The following is a 1,827-nucleotide window of genomic DNA, read 5'->3' on the forward strand; positions in this document are numbered from 1 at the left end:
CCGCCCTCGCCTCCGGCCTCTCCGCCTCCGGCCCCACCCCCGGCCTCTCCGCCTCCGCTCCCGGCCCTTCCAGCCGTGACGCCGCCCGTGGTGCCGGTTCGTCCGGGCGCGGTGTCGGCCGTGGCGCCGGTGCCGGTGCCGGTCCGGCCGGCCGTGGTGCCGGTTCGTCAGGTGCCGCCGTCCGGTTGACCGGTGCGGCGAAGGCGTTCCTGGGCGAGCCCGGTGTGGCCGTCCTGACCACGTTGCGGCCCGACGGCTCCCCGCACCTGGTGGCCGTGCGATTCACCTGGGACCCGGGTGCGGGCCTGGCCCGTGTGCTCACCGTCGCCGCCTCCCGTAAGGCGCGCAACCTGACCGCCGCCCCGGGCGGCGGGCGGGCCGCGCTCTGCCAGGTCGACGGTTTCCGCTGGATCACCCTCGAAGGCCACGCCACGGTGTCGGACGACCGGCGCCGGATCGCCACGGCCGTCAGCCGCTACACCAGCCGCTACCGCTCATCCCCGCCCGCGCCCCCCGGCCGGGTCGTGATCGAGATCGCGGTCGACCGCATCCTGCACCTGAACCTCTGAAAGGACCCCACAGACATGCTCGTTCAGCACGTCCTCGACTCCACGATGTCCTACCGGGAACTCGGCTCCGGCGCGCCGATCGTCTTCCTGCACGGCAACCCGACCTCATCCCACCTGTGGCGCGACATCATGCCCGCCGTCGGCCCGGGCCGACGCCTCGCGCCCGACCTGATCGGCATGGGCGAGTCCGGAAAACCCGACATCGACTACACCTTCGACGACCAGGCCCGCTACCTGGACGCCTGGTTCGACGCCCTCGGCCTCGACGACGTGCTGCTCGTCGGCCACGACTGGGGCGGCGCCCTGGCCTTCGACTGGGCCGCCCGCCACCCGGACCGGGTACGCGGGATCGCCTTCACCGAGGCCATCGTCAAGCCGATGACCTGGGAGGAGTTCCCCGAAGGCGGCCGGGAGCTGTTCCGGGCGATCAAGACCGAGGGCGTCGGGGAGGCCATGATGCTCGACGACAACGCCTTCCTGCGCGGTTTCCCCGGCAGCGTCGTCACGCCGCCCGCCGACGAGGACCTGGCGGCCTACCTGCGGCCGTACCCGACGCGGGAGAGCCGGCTGCCGCTGCTGCGCTGGGCGCGCTCGATGCCGCTCGACGGCGAGCCCGCCGCCGTGGTGGCCCGGATCGAGGCGTTCGACAAGTGGCTGGCGGCCAGCGCCGAGGTGCCGAAGCTGCTGATCGGGTTCCGTCCCGGCCCCGGCACGATGTGGACGTCCGAGACCGTCTCCTGGTGCGCTGCCAACATCGCCTCGCTGGAGATCGTGGCGCACGAGCGGGTCGCCGGCCACCACACCCCGGAGGACCAGCCCGGGGTCATCGCCGCGACGATCACGGAGTGGATGGCCGGGCGGCGGCTCTGAACGCGCCGCGGACGGGCCCTGGCGCGTCCGCGGCGCGGATGAAAGTTTCAGCGGGAACCCGCAGGTCGGTGGGACCTCCCGCGGGCGGAATTTGACGCTCGTCCCGGGCCGTGCGATCAAGGCTCGTGCAGGGGGCGGCCGGGCCTGTCGGATGTGGCTGCCGTCCCGACGTGAGCCACGCCGACGCCGGCCGTTCCGGCGAACACCGTTCCGACGGACCACGGCCGGACTGGCAAGCCGGACCTCGAGGGAGCGCGTCCTTCCTCCTGGCCCACGAATGTTAGCGCTACCAGAAACGGAGGACCGGTGTGAACAGACGCGCGAGGCGACGCCGCCTGGCCATCCTGCCCATCCTGCTCATCTGCGGTTTCCTGTTACCCGCCCGCCC

2 protein-coding genes are annotated in these 1,827 nt (G+C 73.1%); both read left to right on the forward strand.

The window, feature by feature from the left end:
- The first annotated feature begins 185 nt into the window (after window positions 1-185).
- Complete coding sequence (locus FAF44_RS53035; RefSeq protein WP_237111093.1) at window positions 186-569, forward strand: pyridoxamine 5'-phosphate oxidase family protein; 384 nt, start codon at window positions 186-188, stop codon at window positions 567-569.
- Window positions 570-584: 15 nt separating this feature from the next.
- Complete coding sequence (locus tag FAF44_RS53040; protein WP_237111094.1) at window positions 585-1,439, forward strand: haloalkane dehalogenase; 855 nt, start codon at window positions 585-587, stop codon at window positions 1,437-1,439.
- The last annotated feature ends 388 nt before the right edge of the window (window positions 1,440-1,827 follow it).

The organism is Nonomuraea sp. MG754425, from assembly GCF_021699195.1.
GTDB lineage: Bacteria > Actinomycetota > Actinomycetes > Streptosporangiales > Streptosporangiaceae > Nonomuraea.

Excerpts from the sequence above, each read along its gene's own strand:
- FAF44_RS53040 (WP_237111094.1), top strand. The coding sequence starts at position 585 with ATGCTCGTTCAGCACGTCCTCGACTCCACGATGTCCTACCGGGAACTC.